This is a genomic window from Micromonospora sp. DT48 (assembly GCF_049844495.1).
Classification (GTDB): domain Bacteria; phylum Actinomycetota; class Actinomycetes; order Mycobacteriales; family Micromonosporaceae; genus Micromonospora.
Genome location: NZ_JBNCLE010000006.1, coordinates 153,299 through 169,032, shown reverse-complemented (window position 1 = coordinate 169,032; position 15,734 = coordinate 153,299). Strand labels below are relative to the sequence as shown.

Genomic DNA, 15,734 nt, shown 5'->3' with positions numbered 1-15,734 from the left:
GCAGTGCGGGCGGGATGGGTCACCATCCCGCCCGCACTGTTTCGTCGTGACCCTGCCCAGGCCGTCGGCGGGAGGGCTGGCACAGTGGTGGGGTGAGCCGTAATCCGCAGGGCCAGCGCGCCAGTCTGGACAAGCAGCCGCACGAGGTCGCCGCGATGTTCGACGGTGTCGCGGCCCGTTACGACCTGACCAACACCGTCCTCTCCTTCGGTCGGGACAGGTTCTGGCGGCGGGCCACCCGGGCCGCGCTCAACCTGCGACCGGGCGACCGGGTGCTGGATGTCGGTGCGGGCACCGGCGTCTCCACCGAGGAACTCGCCCACTCCGGGGCGTACGCGGTCGGCGTCGACCTGTCGCTCGGCATGTTGCACGCCGGTAAGCGGACCCGCCCGCAGGTGCCGCTGCTGGCCGGCGACGCCCTGCGGCTGCCCTTCGCCGACGCCAGCTTCGACGCGGTGACCATCTCCTTCGCGTTGCGCAACATCAACGACACCGACGCCGCGTTGCGTGAGCTGGCCCGGGTGACCCGTCCGGGCGGCCGGCTGGTGGTCTGCGAGTTCAGCACGCCGGTGAATCCCGCGTTCCGCAAGGTCTATCTGTCGTACCTGATGCGCTCGCTGCCGGCGGTGGCCCAGAAGGTCTCCAGCAACCCGGACGCATACGTCTACCTCGCCGAGTCCATCCGGGCCTGGCCGGACCAGGCCGCCCTGGGGGACCGGGTCAAGGCGGCCGGCTGGCGATCGGTGGAGTGGCGCAACCTGACCGGCGGCGTGGTGGCGCTGCACCGGGCCATCCGGTGAGTCCGGAATTCAGGCAAATATGGTGATTTGACGCTCTTGGCGGCGTACGCTGGCCCGCATGACGGATCCGAGGAGTGCGGCCACCAGCGACGCTGCGGAGTTGGTCGACCAACTCCGCGAGTTGGCCGGAGCGGATCCCGCAGAGGTGCGTCAGGTGGTGACCGAGGTGATCGCGGCGCTGGACCGCGCGGCCGGTGGCGCGTTGCGCGAGCAGCTGCCGGAGACCATCCGCGCCGGTCTGGACAGCGCCGGCGCGGCTCGGCCCTGAGGGGGCTGCCGGTCCCCCTCCGATCGTTTCCAGCAGGTTAGGTCGCCCTAACAAGGCGAGCGTACGGCGTCGGTCCTAGACTCGTCCCGGCTGGCTTGTGAAGCATTTCACGAGCAGGGCGGGGAGGAGGCGCTAATGACCGCGGTGGAGAACGACGCCGACGTTATCGTCGTGGGCGCCGGTCCCGGTGGGTCGGCGACCGCGTACCACCTGGCTCGGCACGGCGTGCGCGTGCTGCTGCTGGAGAAGACCGAGTTCCCTCGGGAGAAGGTCTGCGGCGACGGCCTCACCCCGCGTGCGGTGCGGCAGCTGATCCGGATGGGTGTGGACACCTCGCCCGAAGCTGGCTGGCTGCACAACCGTGGCCTGCGGGTGATCGGTGGCGGCGTGCGGCTCGAACTGGACTGGCCGGATCTGGCCAGCTTCCCGAACTACGGCCTGGTCCGCACCCGGCTCGACTTCGACGACCTGCTCGCCCAGCGCGCGGTGGCGGCCGGAGCCAAGCTGCGCACCAGCGTGAACGTCGTCGCTCCGGTGCTCGACGGCAACGGCCGGGTGATCGGGGTGCAGGGCGAGGACGGGCCGGACAAGGCGCCCGTGACCTTCCACGCGCCGCTGGTGGTGGCCGCCGACGGCGTCTCGGGTCGGTTCCCGCTCGCCCTCGGACTGGCCAAGCGCGAGGACCGCCCGATCGGTGTCGCCGTCCGTCGCTACTACCGCTCCGAGGCCCGCCACGACGACGACTACCTGGAGTCCTGGCTGGAGCTGCGGGCCAAGGGCAGCAACGAACTGCTGCCCGGGTACGGCTGGATCTTCGGCCTCGGTGACGGCCGGGTCAACGTCGGGCTCGGCATCCTCAACTCGTCCTCGGCGTTCGGCAAGACGAACTACCGGCGGCTGCTCACCGACTGGCTGGCCAACACGCCGCCGGAGTGGGGCATGACCGACGAGACGAACGCCGAGGGGTCGATCCTCGGTGCCGCTCTGCCGATGGGGTTCAACCGGGTGCCGCACTACACGCGCGGCGTGCTGCTCGTGGGCGACTCCGGCGGCATGGTCAACCCGTTCAACGGCGAGGGCATCGCGTACGCGATGGAGTCCGGCGAACTGGCCGCGGAGGTCGCGGTCCAGGCGCTCGCCCGACCGGCCGGTGCCGAGCGGGAGCGGGCCCTGATGGCGTACCCGCAGGAGTTGAAGGCCCGGTTCGGTGGCTACTACCGACTGGGCGGGATCTTCGTGAAGCTGATCGGCCGTCCGGAGATCATGCGCGTCGCGACGAAGCACGGCATGCCCCACCCCACGCTGATGCGCTTCGTGCTCAAGCTGCTGGCCAACCTCACCGACCCGCGTGGCGGTGACGCGATGGACCGGGTCATCAATGCGATGACCAGGGTGGCGCCCGCTGTGTAGGGGCGCTGAACAGGCAAGGTCCACCCCCGCCGAAGGGCGCGGGGTGGGATGTGAATAGTGTGAATTTCGCCAACCACCGAGGGCAGGGAAGGACGAGCAGGAGAAGAAATGTCGCTCTCGCCTTACGTACCCATCATCGGGCTGTTCGCCCTCGCCGCGGGTTTCGCGCTGTTCTCGATAGCCGCTGCCCGGCTCGCCGGCCCCCATCGCTACAACAAGGCCAAGCTCGAAGCCTATGAATGCGGGATCGAGCCCAGCCCGCAGCCGATCGGCGGCAGCCGCTTTCCGGTCAAGTTCTACCTGACGGCGATGCTCTTCATCGTCTTCGACGTCGAAATGATCTTCCTGTACCCGTGGGCGGTCTCCTTCGACATCCTGCCGGTCTTCGGGTTCGTCGCCATGTTGGTGTTCATCGGTGCCGTCTTCGTCGCGTACGCCTACGAGTGGCGGCGTGGCGGCCTGGACTGGGACTGAGGGAGGAACGGCTATGGGTATCGAGGAGAAACTTCCCGCCGGTGTCCTGCTCACCTCGGTGGAGAAGCTGGTCAACTGGTCGCGCAAGTCGTCGGTCTGGGGTGCCACGTTCGGCCTGGCGTGCTGCGCGATCGAGATGATGGCCGCCGGTGGGCCGCACTACGACATGGGCCGCTGGGGGATGGAGGTCTTCCGGGCCTCGCCCCGACAGGCCGACCTGATGATCGTCGCCGGTCGGGTGAGCCAGAAGATGGCCCCGGTGCTGCGCCAGATCTACGACCAGATGGCCGAGCCCCGCTGGGTGCTCTCCATGGGGGTCTGCGCCAGCAGCGGTGGCATGTTCAACAACTACGCCATCGTGCAGGGCGTCGACCACGTCGTGCCGGTCGACATGTACCTTCCGGGCTGCCCGCCCCGGCCGGAGATGCTCATCGACGCGATCCTCAAGCTGCGCGAGAAGATCGGCCACGAGCCGCTCGGCCCGAACGGGCGCAAGATGCTGGCCGCCCGCGAGGCGCGCGGTGACGTGCCCGTGGTGCCGTACGGCTCGATGCCGTCGTCGTACCGCAGCGACAAGGCCCGGCGGGCCGAGTGGACGAAGGCCGTCCGCGAGGGCCGCGAGGAGCAGCTGCGGATCGAGAACTGGATGAAGGCCCAGAACCACCTCCACCCGTACGGGGGGATCAAGTGACTGACGACAAGCCGACCACCGGTGGCGTACCGGTTCCGGTGACGCCGGCCGGCGCGACGAGTGGCGCTCCCGCCGAGTTCCCGCCGGCCGCGCCGGCGGGCCGGGGCATGTTCGGCAACCAGGGCACCGGCGACGTCTCCGGATTCGGCGGACTGGTCCGGCGGCACCACGTCGTCGAGGACGCGCCGCGACCGTACGGCGGCTACTTCGACGAGGTGCGGGACGCGCTGGAGGAGGCGTACCCGGCGTTCGGCGAGGCGATCGAGAAGGTCGTGGTCGACCGGGGCGAGCTGACCCTGCACATCCGCCCCGAGCGGATCGCCGAGGTCTGCCAGGTGATGCGGGACGACCCGGCGCTGCGGTTCGAGCTCTGCTCCTCGGTGTCCGGGGTGGACTACCTCGGTGCCGACGCGCGTCGGCTGCACGTCGTCTACCACCTCACCTCGATGACCTACCGGCGGCAGGTCCGGCTGGAGGCCGCGGTCACCGCCGAGGAGCCGCACCTGCCCACCGTCACCTCCGTGTACCCGACCGCCGACTGGCAGGAGCGGGAGGTGTACGACATGTTCGGTGTCATCTTCGACGGTCACCCGGCACTGACCCGCATCCTCATGCCGGACGACTGGGAGGGTCACCCGCAGCGCAAGGACTACCCCCTCGGCGGCGTGCCCGTGGAGTACAAGGGCGCCGAGATTCCGCCGCCCGACAAGCGGAGGTCTTACCAATGACCGGGTCGAACTACGCTACCGAGCGCGAGACGACCGAGGGCCGGGTCTTCACCGTCACCGGCGGGGACTGGGACGAAGTCGTCTCCGGCGTCGATCCGATCAACGAGGGTCGGATCGTCGTCAACATGGGCCCGCAGCACCCGTCCACGCACGGCGTGCTCCGGCTGATCCTGGAGCTGGAGGGCGAGACGGTCCGGGAGGCCCGCTCGGTCGTCGGCTACCTGCACACCGGCATCGAGAAGAACCTGGAGTACCGCAACTGGGTCCAGGGTTCGACCTTCGTGACCCGGATGGACTACCTCTCGCCGATCTTCAACGAGACGGCGTACTCGCTGGCCGTGGAGAAGCTGCTCGGCATCACCGACGACATCACCGAGCGGGCCACCACCATCCGGGTGCTCATGATGGAGCTGAACCGGATCTCCTCGCACCTGGTGTGGCTGGCCACCACGGGCATGGAGCTGGGCGCGATCTCGATCATGCTCTACGGCTTCCGGGAGCGCGAGTACATCCTGGAGATCTTCGAGCTGATCACCGGCCTGCGGATGAACCACGCCTACGTCCGGCCGGGCGGCGTCGCCCAGGACGTGCCGGACGAGGCGATCGTCAAGATCCGCGAGTTCCTCAAGGTGATGCCGAAGCGCCTCAAGGAGTACGAGGACCTGCTCTCCGGCCAGCCGATCTGGCTGGAGCGGACGCAGAACGTGGCGGTGCTCGACGTGACCGGCTGCCTGGCCCTCGGTGTCACCGGGCCGGTGCTCCGCTCGGCCGGTCTCGCGTGGGACCTGCGCAAGACCATGCCGTACTGCGGTTACGAGACGTACGAGTTCGACGTGCCGACCCACCCCGACGGTGACGTCTGGGGCCGCTACCTAGTCCGGCTGGCGGAGATCCGCGAGTCGCTCAAGCTGGTCGAGCAGGCCGTGGACCGGCTCAAGCCCGGCCCGGTGATGGTGGCCGACAAGAAGATCGCCTGGCCGGCGCAGCTGGCCATCGGCGTCGACGGCATGGGTAACTCCCTGGAGCACGTCGCGAAGATCATGGGCCAGTCGATGGAGTCCCTGATCCACCACTTCAAGCTGGTGACGGAGGGCTTCCGGGTGCCGCCGGGCCAGGTGTACGTCGCGATCGAGTCGCCTCGCGGCGAGCTGGGCGTGCACGCGGTCTCCGACGGTGGTACCCGGCCGTACCGGGTGCACTACCGGGAGCCGAGCTTCGTCAACCTCCAGGCCCTGCCGGCGATGGCCGAGGGCGGCCTGATCGCCGACGTGATCGCGGGCGGCGCCTCGCTGGACCCGGTGATGGGTGGGTGTGACCGGTGAGCGCGAGAACTGAGCTTGCGAGCCCCATCCGCCCGCAGTCGCGGGCAGACGCCGGTGCAGTCGCGAACGGAAGGCGACGCTGATGACTGTCTTCACCGAAGAGACGCGGACCCGGGCGCGGGAGATCATCGCGCGCTACCCGGCGGACCGGTCCCGCTCGGCCCTGCTGCCGTTGCTGCACCTCGTGCAGGCCGAGGAAGGCTATGTGTCCCCGGCCGGCGTGGCGTTCTGCGCGGAGGTGCTGGGCCTCAACAAGGCCCAGGTCGGCGCGGTGGCCAGCTTCTACACCATGTACAAGCGCCGGCCGACCGGTGACTATCTGGTCAGCGTCTGCACCAACACCATGTGCAACGTGCTCGGCGGCCAGGAGGTCTACGACACCCTCGCCGAGCACCTGGGCGTCGGCCACGACGAGACCACCGCCGACGGCAAGATCACCCTGGAGCACGCGGAGTGCCTGGCCGCCTGCGACTACGGCCCGGTGATGACCGTCAACTACGACTTCTTCGACGGCGTCGACCCGCAGCGCGCGGTCGGGGTGGTCGACGAGCTGCGCGCCGGTGGTCGGCCCACGCCGAGCCGGGGGGCCCGCCTCTGCACTCTCAAGGAGATGGCGATCCAGCTGGCCGGCTTCGCCGACGAGCGGGAGGGCGCGGTCGCCGACGGCGTGCCGGGCGAGCCGAGCCTGCGCGGTCTGCGGCTGGCCCAGGAGCACGGCATCACCGCGCCGGGCTTCGACCCGAACACCCCGATCCGCAGCGGCCAGGCCGGTGACAAGCCGGCACCGGCGACCCCGGCCAAGGCCGCGCCGACCGGCAGCACCGCGCCCGACGTCGCGGCACCGGATCGCAAGTCGCCGCAGGTGCGTACCGCCGAGACCCGGCAGCCGGACGCGAAGACCGCGGTCCCGGATGCCCCTGGCACCAAGGTTCCCGTCGACGGGCAGCCGCCGGCTCCGGGTGCCGCCCGGGCCGCGGAGGCCGCCGGTGAGGCCGCCAACAAGCCGGCAAGCGACGCCAAGCCGGCCGGTGACGACACCGGCGCGCAGGAGCGCAACCTCAAGGAGGCGGAGTCGACCGGCGGTGCACCGGAATCCGCGCACGACAAGGGGGCTCAGAAGTGACCACGCCCGCGCCGGAGACCCTGGCCAAGTTGACGCCCGTGCTCACCAAGCGCTGGCTGTCCCCTGACGCCTGGCGGATCGACACCTACGAGAAGCTGGACGGCTACGCCGCCCTGCGCAAGGCCATCAAGGCACACCCGGACGACCTGATCCAGTTGGTGAAGGACTCCGGGCTGCGCGGTCGCGGTGGCGCCGGCTTCCCCACCGGCCTCAAGTGGGGCTTCATCCCGCAGGGTGACGGCAAGCCGCACTACCTCGTGGTCAACGCCGACGAGGGCGAGCCCGGCACGTGCAAGGACCTGCCGCTGATGACCCACGACCCGCACTCGCTGGTCGAGGGCGTCATCATCGCCTCGTACGCGATCCGGGCCAACCGGGCCTACATCTACATCCGTGGTGAGGCCGTGCACGCCGCCCGCCGGCTGCGCAACGCGGTGAACGAGGCGTACGCCAAGGGCTACCTCGGCCGCGACATCCTCGGCTCGGGCTTCGACCTGGACCTGGTGGTCCACTCGGGAGCCGGCGCGTACATCTGCGGTGAGGAGACGGCGCTGCTGGACTCCCTGGAGGGGTTCCGGGGTCAGCCCCGGTTGCGCCCGCCGTTCCCGGCCACCCACGGCCTGTACGCCAGCCCCACCGTGGTCAACAACGTGGGCACCATCGCCAGCGTGCCGTACATCGTGCTGGGTGGCGCGGACTGGTGGAAGTCGATGGGCACCGAGAAGTCGGCGGGCCCGATGATCTACTCCCTCTCCGGCCGGATCGTCAACCCCGGCCAGTACGAGTGCGGCCTCGGCATCACCCTGCGCGAGCTGATCGAGCTGGCCGGTGGGATGCAGCCGGGGCACAACCTGAAGTTCTGGACCCCGGGCGGATCGTCCACCCCGCTGCTCACCGCCGAGCACCTGGATGTGCCACTGGACTTCGAGGGGGTGGCCGCCGCCGGCTCGATCCTCGGCACCACGGCCACGCAGATCTTCTCCGACCAGGACTGCCCGGTCTACGCGACCTACCGGTGGCTGGAGTTCTACCACCACGAGTCGTGCGGCAAGTGCACCCCGTGCCGCGAGGGCAACTACTGGATGGTCCGGGTCTACCGGCGCATCCTGGCCGGCCAGGGCACCCACGAGGACCTGGACACCCTGCTCGACACCTGCGACAACATCCTCGGCCGCTCGTTCTGCGGTCTGGGTGACGGTGCGACCAGCTCGGTGACCTCGTCGCTGAAGTACTTCAAGCAGGACTACCTCGACTACATCGAGGGACGGACCGCGCCGAAGTTGTCCGACAAGCAGCTCGTGGGAGCCCACTGATGCGAGTGCGAGGAGTGAGCGGAGCGAGCCCCGCAGCCGCGAGCGAAAGGCGAGCACTGTGACGGACGTTGCCAAGCAGACCGAGACGGTCACCCTCACCATCGACGGCGTCGAGGTCACCGCTCCGAAGGGAGCGCTGCTGATCCGGGTCGCCGAGCAGTTGGGGACCGAGATCCCGCGCTTCTGCGACCACCCGCTGCTGGCTCCGGCCGGCGCCTGTCGGCAGTGCCTGGTGGAGGTGGAGGGGCAGCGTAAGCCCGTCGCCTCCTGCACCCAGACGGTCGCCGACGGCATGGTGGTCCGCACCCAGCTCACCTCCCCGGTCGCCAAGAAGGCGCAGGAGGGGATCATGGAGCTGCTGCTGGTGAACCACCCGCTCGACTGCCCGATGTGTGACAAGGGCGGTGAGTGCCCGCTCCAGAACCAGGCGATGTCCACCGGCCGCGCCGACTCCCGGTTCCACGAGCACAAGCGGGAGTACCCGAAGCCGCTGCCGATCAGCACCCAGGTGCTGCTCGACCGCGAGCGCTGCGTGCTCTGCCAGCGGTGCACCCGGTTCTCCGAGGAGATCGCGGGCGACAAGTTCATCGACCTGATGAACCGCTCCTCCGCCGAAGAGATCAACATCTACCGGGACGAGGACTACGGGGACGAGAGCGACGCCGGCGACGTCCCGTTCAACTCGTACTTCTCCGGTAACACCGTGCAGATCTGCCCGGTCGGCGCGCTCACCGGCACCCAGTACCGGTTCCGGGCCCGCCCGTTCGACCTGGTCTCCAGCCCGAGCGTGTGCGAGCACTGCTCGGCCGGTTGCGCCCAGCGCACCGACTGGCGCCGGGGCAAGGTGCTCCGCCGGCTGGCCGGCGACGACCCGCAGGTCAACGAGGAGTGGAACTGCGACAAGGGGCGGTGGGCCTTCCAGTACGCCCGCGCCACCGACCGGCTCACCACTCCGCTGGTGCGCGACGAGCGCACCGGCGAACTGCGGGAGGCGTCCTGGAGCGAGGCGCTCAGCGTCGCCGCCGAAGGGCTGCGGGCGGCCCGGGACACCGGCCAGGGCGCGGCGGTGCTCACCGGCGGTCGGCTGACCGTCGAGGACTCGTACGCGTACGCCAAGTTCGCCCGGGTCGCGCTGCACACCAACGACATCGACTTCCGGGCCCGCCCGGCCTCCCGCGAGGAGGCCGACTTCCTGGCCAGCACGGTCGCCGGCAGCACCGACGTCACCTACACCGACGTCGAGAACGCCCCGGCGGTGGTGCTGGTCGGCCTGGAGCCGGAGGAGGAGTGCCCGATCCTCTTCCTGCGGCTGCGCAAGGCGTACCTGAAGAACAAGCTGAAGGTGTACGCGATCGCCCCGTTCGCCACCCGGGGCCTGGAGAAGCTCGGGGCCAAGCTGGCCCGGGTGGTGCCGGGCGAGGAGGCCGGGGTGCTCGCCGAGCACGCCACGGTCGCCGAGGCGCTCAGTGCCGAAGGGGCGATCCTGATCGTCGGCGAGCGGCTGGCCACCGTGCCGGGTGGCCTCTCCGCCGCCGCCGAGGTGGCGACGCGTACCGGGGCGAAGTTGGCCTGGGTGCCGCGCCGCGCGGGTGACCGTGGTGCCGTCGACACCGGCTGCCTGCCCAACCTGCTGCCCGGTGGTCGCCTGGTCACCGAGCCGGCGGCCCGGGCGGAGCTGGGCGAGGCGTGGGACATCCCGGCCGGGGTGATTCCGAGCCAGGCGGGCCGGGACACCGACGCCATCCTCACCGCTGCTGCCGCCGGTCAGCTCGGCGCGCTGGTGGTGGCCGGGGTCGATCCGGCCGACCTGGCCGACCCGCGCCTGGCCGAGCAGGCCCTGGACGCGGTGCCGTTCCTGGTCAGCCTGGAACTGCGGGCCAGCGCGGTCACCCGCCGGGCCAACGTGGTCCTCCCGGTCGCGCCGGTGGTGGAGAAGGCTGGCAGCTTCCTGGACTGGGAAGGCCGCCTGCGTCCGTTCGACGCGGTGCTGAACACCGCCGCGATGCCCGACAGCCGGGTGCTCGACGCGCTCGCCGACCTGATGGACGTGCGGCTGGGCACCGGTGACGTGCTGGCGGTCCGGCGTGAGCTGGGCAGCCTGCCGGCGACCCGGGTGAGCCGTCCGGCCGCGCCGACCGTGGCACCGGCGGCGGTGCCCGCGCCGGCCGCCGGTGAGGCGGTGCTGGCGACCTGGCACCAGCTGGTCGACCTGGGCAGCCTCACCGACGGCGACGAGCACCTGGGCGGCACCGCCCGACCGCCGGTGGTCCGGCTCGGCAAGGGCACCGCGGAGACGCTCGGTGTCGCCGACGGCGAACCGGTGACGGTGGGGACCGACCGGGGCGCGGTGACCCTGCCGGCGCTGATCACCGAGATGCCGGACGGTGTGGTCTGGCTACCCACCAACTCGCCCGGTTCGACCGTGCGGCGCAGCCTCGGCGCGACCTCCGGTGCGGTGGTACGGATCTCGGCACCCGGCACCACTGAGCCGGTCGCCGCCGACGCGGCCGACCGGCCGGGCCCGATCCTCAACTCCTCCGGGGGTGTCGCATGAACCCGCTGGCGCAGGCGCCGTCGTTGACCGACTTCGGCCACGATCCGTGGTGGCTGATCCTCGGCAAGATTGTCTTCGCGTTCGTGGTCGCCCTGCTCGGCACGCTGCTCGGCGTGTGGTTCGAGCGGCGGGTCGTCGGCTTCATGCAGGTGCGGCCCGGACCGAACCAGCTCGGCCCGTTCGGCCTGCTGCAAACGCTCGCCGACGGTCTGAAGATGGCCTTCAAGGAGGACATCCTCCCGAAGGCGGCGGACAAGGTCGTCTACTTCTTCGCCCCGGCGATCTCGGTGATCTGCGCGGTCACCGCGCTGTCGGTGATCCCGTTCGGCCCGATGGTGAGCATCTTCGGCCACCAGACGCCGTTGCAGGTCACCGACGTCCCGGTGGCGGTGCTGGTGGTGCTGGCCTGCTCGTCGATGGCGGTCTACGGCATCGTGCTGGCCGGTTGGGCGTCCGGCTCGACCTACCCGCTGCTCGGCGGCCTGCGCTCCGCCGCTCAGCTGATCTCGTACGAGGTGGCGCTGGGGCTGTCCATCGTGGCGGTGTTCATGCTCGCCGGCACGATGTCCACCAGTGAGATCGTGGCCGCCCAGGGCAGCGGCACCCAGCTGAGCCTGTTCGGCGTCGACATCCCGGCACCGGGCTGGTACGCGGTGCTGCTCTTCCCGAGCTTCGTGGTCTTCTTCATCTCCATCGTCGGCGAGACCAACCGGCCGCCGTTCGACCTGCCGGAGGCGGAGTCGGAGCTGGTCGCCGGCTTCATGACCGAGTACAGCTCGCTCAAGTTCGCGCTGATCATGCTCAGCGAGTACGTCGCGATGGTGACCATGTCGGCCTTCACCGTGACGCTCTTCCTGGGCGGTTGGCACGCGCCATGGCCGATCACCATGTGGTCGGGCGCCAACTCCGGCTGGTGGCCGCTGCTCTGGTTCTTCGGCAAGGTCATCCTGCTGGTCTTCGTCTTCGTCTGGCTGCGTGGCACGCTGCCCCGGTTGCGGTACGACCAGTTCATGCGACTCGGCTGGAAGGTGCTCATCCCGATCAGCCTGGTCTGGATCGTGGTCCTCGCCGGCCTGCGCACCGTCGACGACTGGGACACCCGGAGCCGGCTGTACGCGATCGGCATCCCCGCCGGCATCGTGCTGCTCGCCACGCTGTTCTGGCCGAGCCGCAAGCCGACGCCGAAGCCGACGCTCGCCGAGCAGGTCGAGAACCGGCCGCCGGGCAGCTTCCCGCTGCCCCCGATGGATCTCCAGGTACCACCGAGCCCGCGCACCCGGCGCATGGTCGCCGAGCGGGAGCCGGCCAACGCTCCCGCCGGCCAGGACTCTGAGGAGGTGTGACGTGGGCGCGATCACCGGAACGTTCAAGGGCTTCGGGGTCACCTTCTCGCACATGTTCAGGAAGGTCGTCACCACCGACTACCCGTTCTCGCCGCCGAAGCCGGCGCCGCGCTACCACGGGCGGCACATCCTCAACCGGCACCCGGACGGCCTGGAGAAGTGCATCGGCTGCGAGCTGTGCGCCTGGGCCTGCCCGGCGGACGCGATCTACGTCGAGGGTGGCGACAACACCGACGAGCAGCGCTTCTCGCCGGGCGAGCGGTACGCCAGCGTCTACCAGATCAACTACGCCCGCTGCATCTTCTGCGGACTCTGCATCGAGGCCTGCCCGACCCGCTCGTTGACCATGAGCAACGAGTACGAGTTGGCCCGGGACAACCGCAAGGATCTGATCTTCACCAAGGAGCAGCTGCTGGCGCCGCTGCTGCCGGGGATGGAGCAGCCGCCGCACCCGATGCGGCTGGGTGACAGCGAGAAGGACTACTACGTCGGCAGCCTCACCAACCCGGGCACCTCCGCCGGGGCGGAGCGCTCCCCGATGGGTCCGGGTCGTTACCAGGTGGACGAGCACCCGGGGGTCACCTTCCCCGGTGCCGAGCAGGCCGCCCAGCGGGCTGCGGCGGAGAAGGGAGAGTCGGAATGACCACCTCGACGCTGCTCGCCGCCTCCGGTGCGGTCTCCGGCGGCGAGGCGGTGACCTTCTGGATCCTCGCCCCGCTCGCGCTGGCCGGTGCGATCGGCATGGTCGCCGCCCGCAACGCGGTGCACTCGGCGCTGTGGCTGGTGCTGACCATGCTGAGCCTCGGCGTGTTCTACGTGCTCCAGGCGGGACCGTTCATCGGCATGGTGCAGATCATCGTCTACACCGGCGCGATCATGATGCTCTTCCTGTTCGTGCTGATGCTGGTCGGTCGGGAGTCCTCCGATTCACTGATCGAGGTGCTACGCGGCCAGCGCATCGCGGCGCTCGGGCTGGGGATCGGCTTCGCCGGCCTGCTCGGCAGCGGGGTCTACCGGGCCACGCAGGGCAGCATCCCGGCTGGTCTGGAGCAGGCCAACGCGGGCGGCAACGTGAAGGGCATCGCCCGGTTGCTCTTCACGGACTACGTCTTCGCCTTCGAGCTGACTGCGGCGCTGCTCATCACCGCCACCATCGGCGGCATGATCCTCGCGCACGTCGAACGGCGCAAGGAGGACAAGCGCGACCAGGTTGCCACCATGAAGGCCCGCTTCCGGCCCGGCAACTACCCCGGCCCGAAGCCCGGCCCGGGTGTCTTCGCCACCTCTTCGTCGGTCGCCACCCCGGCCCGCCTGCCGGACGGGCGGCTGAGCGACCGCAGTACGCCGGACATCCTGCCGGTGCGGGAGCTGACCGCCGAGGAGACCACGCTGAAGGGCACTGAGAAATGAGTGACTTCTTCTCGGTCGAGCCGAACTACTACCTGGTCCTCGCCGCGGTGCTGTTCACCATCGGCGCGGCCGGGGTGCTGGTCCGGCGCAACGCGATCGTGCTGTTCATGTGTGTCGAGCTGATGCTCAACGCGGCCAACCTGGCGCTGGTCACCTTCAGCCGGATGAACGGTGACCTCAACGGCCAGATCATGGCGTTCTTCGTGATGGTGGTGGCGGCGGCCGAGGTCGTGGTCGGGTTGGCCATCATCATGGCGATCTTCCGCACCCGACGCTCCGCCAGCGTCGACGACGCCAACCTGCTGAAGTACTAGAGGGGCCCACCGGTGGACGAAATCTTGACGTACGCCCAGGCTGCTCCGGCCGAGACCGTCTCGTACGCGACGGCGGACGGGCTGCTGAGCAGCGTCTGGCTGCTGGTGGCGATCCCGCTGGTCAGCGCGGCGATCCTGCTGCTGCTCGGTCGACGGGCCGACCGGTGGGGCCACTGGCTCGGGGTGGCCGCGGTCGGTGCCGCCTTCCTGCTCGGCCTGAGCTACTTCCTCGGACTGCGCGGCCTGGACAACAAGTCCGTCCAGCTGAGCCTCTGGGACTTCATCGCGGTCGGCGGCCTGCACGTGGACTTCGGTCTGCTGTTCGACCCGCTGTCCGGGGTCTTCGTCCTGCTGATCACGGGCGTGGGCTTCCTGATCCACCTGTACGCGGTCGAGTACATGGCGCACGACGCGGGACGGCGTCGGTTCTTCGCCTACTTCAACCTGTTCATCGCGGCGATGTTGTTGCTGGTGCTGGGCAACAACTACGTGATGCTGTACTTCGGCTGGGAGGGCGTCGGTCTGGCGTCGTACCTGCTGATCTCCTTCTGGTACACCAAGCCGGCCGCCGCCACCGCGGGCAAGAAGGCGTTCCTGATGAACCGGGTCGGTGACGCCGGTCTGGCCATCGCCATCTTCATCATGTTCGCCACCCTCGGCACCACCCAGTACGACGAGGTGTTCAACGGCGTCAGCGCGCTGGCCGGTGGCACGGTGCTGGTGCTCGGCCTGCTGCTGCTGCTCGGCGCGACCGGTAAGTCCGGCCAGTTCCCGCTCCAGGCGTGGTTGCCGGACGCGATGGAGGGCCCGACCCCGGTGTCGGCGCTGATCCACGCCGCGACGATGGTCACCGCCGGTGTCTACCTGATCGCCCGCTCCAACATCATCTTCTCGGCCAACTCCACGTTGCAGCTGGTGGTGGTCAGCGTCGGTGCGCTGACCCTGCTCGTCGGCGCGATCATCGGTTGCGCCAAGGACGACATCAAGCGGGTGCTGGCCTGGTCGACGGTGAGCCAGATCGGCTACATGTTCCTCGGCGTCGGCCTCGGCGGCGCGGCGTACGCGCTGGCCATCGTGCACCTGCTGGCGCACGGCTTCTTCAAGGCCAACATGTTCCTCGGTGCGGGCTCGGTCATGCACGGCATGAAAGACCAGGTGGACATCCGCCGCTTCGGTGGCCTGTCCAAGTACATGAAGATCACTTGGTTGACCTTCGGTGCGGGCTGGCTGGCCATCATCGGCATGTTCCCGTTCTCCGGGTACTTCTCCAAGGAGCCGATCATCGCCGCCGCCTTCGAGCGGGAGGGCTGGACGGCCTGGCTGTTCGGTGGGGCCGCGGTGCTCGGTGCCGCGCTGACCGCCTTCTACATGACCCGGCTGTTCGTGCTCACCTTCCACGGCCCGAAGCGGTGGACGGAGGACATCGAGCACCCGCACGAGTCCCCGCCGCTGATGACCATCCCGCTGATCCTGCTCGGCATCGGCTCGATCGGTGCCGGTTGGCTGCTGGCCACCTCGGTGCCGGACTGGCTGACCGCCACCGCCGGTCTCACCTCGACCGAGGGGCACCACGACGCGGTGCTGCCGCACTGGGCGATCGTCGTGCTGTCGCTGGGGGTCACCGTGATCGGCGCGCTGCTGGGCTGGTACCTGTTCCGCAACGGTACGGCTACCGAGCCGCAGCCGGCCGGGGTGTTGGTGACCGCCGCCCGGAAGAACCTCTACACCGACACGGTCAACGAGGCGGTCTTCGAGAAGCCGGGCATCTTCCTCACCCGGGCGCTGGTCTACCTCGACAACCGGGGCATCGACGGGCTGATCAACGGCCTGGCTGCGGGTGTGGGCGGTGGATCGGGTCGGCTCCGGCGGCTGCAGACCGGCTTCGTCCGGTCGTACGCCACCTCGATCCTGACCGGCGCGCTGCTGGTGGTGGCCGCCTTCCTGGCCGTACAGGCGGGGTGGTTGGCGTGATCGACCTCAGGAG

At 69.7% G+C, this 15,734-nt stretch carries 15 protein-coding genes; all 15 read left to right on the top strand.

Annotation, left to right across the window (positions count from 1 at the left end):
- Window positions 1-92 precede the first annotated feature (92 nt).
- The 15 genes from ACLQ2S_RS06730 to nuoL all read left to right on the top strand — a co-directional run bounded on the left by ACLQ2S_RS06730 (window position 93) and on the right by nuoL (window position 15,721).
- Window positions 93-800, top strand: a complete 708-nt coding sequence (locus ACLQ2S_RS06730; RefSeq protein WP_425701335.1) for a demethylmenaquinone methyltransferase — start codon at window positions 93-95, stop codon at window positions 798-800.
- A 58-nt stretch (window positions 801-858) separates the two neighbouring features.
- Complete coding sequence (locus tag ACLQ2S_RS06725; RefSeq protein ID WP_155217336.1) at window positions 859-1,068, top strand: hypothetical protein; 210 nt, start codon at window positions 859-861, stop codon at window positions 1,066-1,068.
- Between the two features lie 135 nt (window positions 1,069-1,203).
- Window positions 1,204-2,478 carry a geranylgeranyl reductase family protein gene (locus tag ACLQ2S_RS06720; protein WP_155217338.1) on the top strand — a complete coding sequence of 425 codons (1,275 nt, stop codon included), beginning with the start codon at window positions 1,204-1,206 and terminating at the stop codon, window positions 2,476-2,478.
- A 108-nt stretch (window positions 2,479-2,586) separates the two neighbouring features.
- Complete coding sequence (locus ACLQ2S_RS06715; RefSeq protein WP_155217340.1) at window positions 2,587-2,952, top strand: NADH-quinone oxidoreductase subunit A; 366 nt, start codon at window positions 2,587-2,589, stop codon at window positions 2,950-2,952.
- A 13-nt stretch (window positions 2,953-2,965) separates the two neighbouring features.
- The gene (locus ACLQ2S_RS06710) at window positions 2,966-3,643 is read left to right on the top strand and encodes a NuoB/complex I 20 kDa subunit family protein (RefSeq protein WP_093404021.1); all 678 of its coding nucleotides are present in this window, start codon (window positions 2,966-2,968) and stop codon (window positions 3,641-3,643) included.
- Window positions 3,640-4,371: an NADH-quinone oxidoreductase subunit C gene (locus ACLQ2S_RS06705; protein ID WP_425701334.1), complete on the top strand. Its 732-nt coding sequence runs from the start codon at window positions 3,640-3,642 to the stop codon at window positions 4,369-4,371. The genes ACLQ2S_RS06710 and ACLQ2S_RS06705 overlap by 4 nt, the downstream gene beginning before the upstream one ends.
- Window positions 4,368-5,693 (top strand): NADH-quinone oxidoreductase subunit D, encoded by a 1,326-nt coding sequence (locus ACLQ2S_RS06700; RefSeq protein ID WP_425701333.1) that lies wholly within the window; start codon window positions 4,368-4,370, stop codon window positions 5,691-5,693. Before ACLQ2S_RS06705 ends, ACLQ2S_RS06700 begins: the two co-directional genes overlap by 4 nt.
- 82 nt (window positions 5,694-5,775) lie before the next feature.
- Entirely contained in the window at window positions 5,776-6,816 is a 1,041-nt protein-coding gene (nuoE, locus tag ACLQ2S_RS06695; protein ID WP_230462522.1) for an NADH-quinone oxidoreductase subunit NuoE, read from the top strand.
- Window positions 6,813-8,129: an NADH-quinone oxidoreductase subunit NuoF gene (gene nuoF, locus ACLQ2S_RS06690; protein ID WP_309223132.1), complete on the top strand. Its 1,317-nt coding sequence runs from the start codon at window positions 6,813-6,815 to the stop codon at window positions 8,127-8,129. Before nuoE ends, nuoF begins: the two co-directional genes overlap by 4 nt.
- A gap of 58 nt (window positions 8,130-8,187) precedes the next feature.
- Window positions 8,188-10,683 carry an NADH-quinone oxidoreductase subunit G gene (locus ACLQ2S_RS06685; protein WP_309223133.1) on the top strand — a complete coding sequence of 832 codons (2,496 nt, stop codon included), beginning with the start codon at window positions 8,188-8,190 and terminating at the stop codon, window positions 10,681-10,683.
- Window positions 10,680-12,026 (top strand): NADH-quinone oxidoreductase subunit NuoH, encoded by a 1,347-nt coding sequence (gene nuoH, locus ACLQ2S_RS06680; protein WP_155217346.1) that lies wholly within the window; start codon window positions 10,680-10,682, stop codon window positions 12,024-12,026. Before ACLQ2S_RS06685 ends, nuoH begins: the two co-directional genes overlap by 4 nt.
- Before the next feature lies 1 nt (window position 12,027).
- Window positions 12,028-12,669, top strand: a complete 642-nt coding sequence (gene nuoI / locus ACLQ2S_RS06675) for an NADH-quinone oxidoreductase subunit NuoI (RefSeq protein ID WP_309223134.1) — start codon at window positions 12,028-12,030, stop codon at window positions 12,667-12,669.
- The gene (locus tag ACLQ2S_RS06670) at window positions 12,666-13,436 is read left to right on the top strand and encodes an NADH-quinone oxidoreductase subunit J (RefSeq protein WP_155217348.1); all 771 of its coding nucleotides are present in this window, start codon (window positions 12,666-12,668) and stop codon (window positions 13,434-13,436) included. The genes nuoI and ACLQ2S_RS06670 overlap by 4 nt, the downstream gene beginning before the upstream one ends.
- Complete coding sequence (gene nuoK, locus ACLQ2S_RS06665) at window positions 13,433-13,750, top strand: NADH-quinone oxidoreductase subunit NuoK (protein ID WP_013731028.1); 318 nt, start codon at window positions 13,433-13,435, stop codon at window positions 13,748-13,750. The genes ACLQ2S_RS06670 and nuoK overlap by 4 nt, the downstream gene beginning before the upstream one ends.
- A gap of 12 nt (window positions 13,751-13,762) precedes the next feature.
- On the top strand, window positions 13,763-15,721 hold the full coding sequence (gene nuoL, locus ACLQ2S_RS06660; RefSeq protein WP_309223135.1) for an NADH-quinone oxidoreductase subunit L: 1,959 nt from the start codon (window positions 13,763-13,765) through the stop codon (window positions 15,719-15,721).
- The last annotated feature ends 13 nt before the right edge of the window (window positions 15,722-15,734 follow it).

Excerpts from the sequence above, each read along its gene's own strand:
- ACLQ2S_RS06725 (WP_155217336.1), top strand. The coding sequence starts at position 859 with ATGACGGATCCGAGGAGTGCGGCCACCAGCGACGCTGCGGAGTTGGTC.
- ACLQ2S_RS06720 (WP_155217338.1), top strand. The coding sequence starts at position 1,204 with ATGACCGCGGTGGAGAACGACGCCGACGTTATCGTCGTGGGCGCCGGT.
- ACLQ2S_RS06715 (WP_155217340.1), top strand. The coding sequence starts at position 2,587 with ATGTCGCTCTCGCCTTACGTACCCATCATCGGGCTGTTCGCCCTCGCC.
- ACLQ2S_RS06710 (WP_093404021.1), top strand. The coding sequence starts at position 2,966 with ATGGGTATCGAGGAGAAACTTCCCGCCGGTGTCCTGCTCACCTCGGTG.
- ACLQ2S_RS06700 (WP_425701333.1), top strand. The coding sequence starts at position 4,368 with ATGACCGGGTCGAACTACGCTACCGAGCGCGAGACGACCGAGGGCCGG.
- nuoE (WP_230462522.1), top strand. The coding sequence starts at position 5,776 with ATGACTGTCTTCACCGAAGAGACGCGGACCCGGGCGCGGGAGATCATC.
- nuoH (WP_155217346.1), top strand. The coding sequence starts at position 10,680 with ATGAACCCGCTGGCGCAGGCGCCGTCGTTGACCGACTTCGGCCACGAT.
- ACLQ2S_RS06670 (WP_155217348.1), top strand. The coding sequence starts at position 12,666 with ATGACCACCTCGACGCTGCTCGCCGCCTCCGGTGCGGTCTCCGGCGGC.
- nuoK (WP_013731028.1), top strand. The coding sequence starts at position 13,433 with ATGAGTGACTTCTTCTCGGTCGAGCCGAACTACTACCTGGTCCTCGCC.